The organism is Vibrio profundi, assembly GCF_043642225.1.
In the GTDB taxonomy this organism is placed as follows: Bacteria; Pseudomonadota; Gammaproteobacteria; order Enterobacterales; family Vibrionaceae; genus Vibrio; species Vibrio profundi_A.
Genome location: NZ_JBHZSF010000037.1, coordinates 1 through 2,070 on the forward strand (window position 1 = coordinate 1; position 2,070 = coordinate 2,070).

Sequence of the window (2,070 nt, forward strand, 5' to 3'; positions counted from 1 at the left end):
TTCCATAGATAGAAGCGGCCAAGTCCAACAGGTATTTATCCATTGTGCTACGACAACGGATAAATACTTAAGCGTTAGCCCAATGCGGTAAAAATGGAGATTTAGAACAAATGGAAATTGTATTTGTAAGGCATGGTGTGCCTGACTATTCGTTATCTGACGAGCGAAAAATGACCCAACTAGAAAAAGATTATGCCCCTTTAAATAGAGACTACATTCATGAATTGCACGCGGTTGTTAAAGACATTCAACTTGAAAAAGCAGAAGTAATCATATCTTCCCCGTATACAAGAGCGCTCCAAACGGCTGAAATTATTAACCGTAAACTAGGTTTAGAGCTCTTTGTTGAACATGATTTACGAGAGTGGCGGGCAGACTTAGATGGTGGTTACGTAGAACTTTCAGAAAGAGATCGCCGTTGGCATGAGCATCGTACTTCACTGAAAAATAATACGGAGGCTGGTAATGTTCCGTATGAGTCTTGGGATGCACTTAAAAGCCGTGCAGAAAATGTGTTATCTAGATACACGAATTACTCAAAGGTAATCGTAGTATCTCATTTCAATGTGTTCGAAAGCTTGGCAGGTTATCAAGATAACGGCATTGGGTGTGGAAGCTATCGTTCTCTAACGTTGGAAAAATTGGGCTAACAAGCAATTTAAGCAGACTGCCAACGCTTGGCATTTTCAACTCAGTTTAGCTTCAGTGATTTAGGTGGTAAGTTTGAGTGTATTGGTAGCATTGTCAGCTACTTAATTGGGCGTTATATTAATTGCTCACGAGGACAGTTAGCATGCTTTCTAGAGATGATATGAAAAATGCGAGTTATGTGTTTTGTTGCTCACTTTTCGTGTTGTGTACTCTTACATTTATCTCAATAGTAGCTGCCAATCCTCCTGTAATTTATACGTACAAATCAGGTGTGTTTGCTCTGCTGCTTTCAAGCATCATTATTATGGCGACTGTCTTTGAAATGAAGTTGAGGAAAATTAGAGGGAATAACGCTAAACAGGCTGTAATATCGCTATTTCCAACGATTTTACTCATAGTATTCTCACTTCCAAGTTTTGTTTGGTTGGAATACCATTTTTCAGATTTTGATATGAAAACAGTGGTTAATGTCGAAAACAAGGAAATCCGATACTATCGAAATAGTGTTAGTTGCTACGAGTTATCGCTAAAAAATGGCTTTATCGATGGTGACCTTTGTTCATCACCAAGTATGTATGTAAACAGTCCAATACACACTTCAATCGATATAAGATATAAAGTGTCACTTTTTGGCTACCTCATAAAAAATTAATATAACAAAGCATTTAAGACGGATTCCCAACGCTTGGCGTTTACGGCTTACTTCGGTTTAAGTGTTTATGTCACAATGGTTTAGGTAGGGTGGTTGGCGTTGCTCACCACTTAATGCGGCGTTATGTGCTAGTAACAAATTGAAATTATGGAGGAAATCAATATGGATATTGAGAATATACCTTTCGGAATCACAGATTGGAGTGAAGTCGAGGTCACTGAACATACTGGTGAAACAGGTATGGCTTATTGGCGTACTAAGAAATTTGGTGAGCTGCGAGTCCGTATGGTCGAGTATTCTGAAAATTATCTCGCAGACCATTGGTGCTCAAAGGGGCATATCTTGTTTTGTCTTTCGGGGGAATTAGCCACCGAGCTAGATGATGGTCGAAAATTCATTCTAAAACCTGGCATGAGTTATCAAGTAGCTGACAATGCAGAGGCTCATCGCTCGTCTACAGCAATTGGCGCTAAGCTGTTTGTTGTTGATTAAGCTTCGCACATAACAAGAGACTATGGCGTCAATAGTTAATTTTTGGCGCTATTCTTATCCCACATTACACCGTCTCTTAGCATTGAATTAAGTGTCACAACCATCTTTCTCATACAGGCAACTATCGCTACTTTCTTTGGTTTTCCTGCTGCAAGTAATCGTTCATAAGTTGCTTTAAAAATAGGGTTGCATTGGATAGCTGACATCATAGCCATATACATAACGGTTCTAACTTGAGCTCGCCCTCCTTGTATCATCCGCTTGCCTTTAAAGCG

General features: G+C 39.5%; 4 protein-coding genes. 3 read left to right on the plus strand and 1 reads right to left on the minus strand.

Annotated features, from left to right (window positions below; genetic code table 11):
- Positions 1 to 110 precede the first annotated feature (110 nt).
- The 3 genes from ACHUFI_RS22315 (at position 111) to ACHUFI_RS22325 (ending at position 1,795) form a co-directional block, all read left to right on the plus strand.
- The gene (locus ACHUFI_RS22315; protein ID WP_394253187.1) at positions 111 to 650 is read left to right on the plus strand and encodes a histidine phosphatase family protein; all 540 of its coding nucleotides are present in this window, start codon (positions 111 to 113) and stop codon (positions 648 to 650) included.
- 143 nt (positions 651 to 793) lie between these two features.
- Positions 794 to 1,303, plus strand: a complete 510-nt coding sequence (locus tag ACHUFI_RS22320) for a hypothetical protein (RefSeq protein ID WP_394253189.1) — start codon at positions 794 to 796, stop codon at positions 1,301 to 1,303.
- Between the two features lie 162 nt (positions 1,304 to 1,465).
- Positions 1,466 to 1,795 (plus strand): DHCW motif cupin fold protein, encoded by a 330-nt coding sequence (locus ACHUFI_RS22325; protein WP_394253191.1) that lies wholly within the window; start codon positions 1,466 to 1,468, stop codon positions 1,793 to 1,795.
- Between the two features lie 35 nt (positions 1,796 to 1,830).
- Here the strand turns inward: ACHUFI_RS22325 and ACHUFI_RS22330 are convergent.
- Positions 1,831 to 2,070 (minus strand): transposase (locus tag ACHUFI_RS22330; protein WP_394253192.1); only part of this gene is annotated, 240 nt, incomplete at its 5' end.

Excerpts from the sequence above, each read along its gene's own strand:
- ACHUFI_RS22325 (WP_394253191.1), top strand. The coding sequence starts at position 1,466 with ATGGATATTGAGAATATACCTTTCGGAATCACAGATTGGAGTGAAGTC.
- ACHUFI_RS22320 (WP_394253189.1), top strand. The coding sequence starts at position 794 with ATGCTTTCTAGAGATGATATGAAAAATGCGAGTTATGTGTTTTGTTGC.
- ACHUFI_RS22315 (WP_394253187.1), top strand. The coding sequence starts at position 111 with ATGGAAATTGTATTTGTAAGGCATGGTGTGCCTGACTATTCGTTATCT.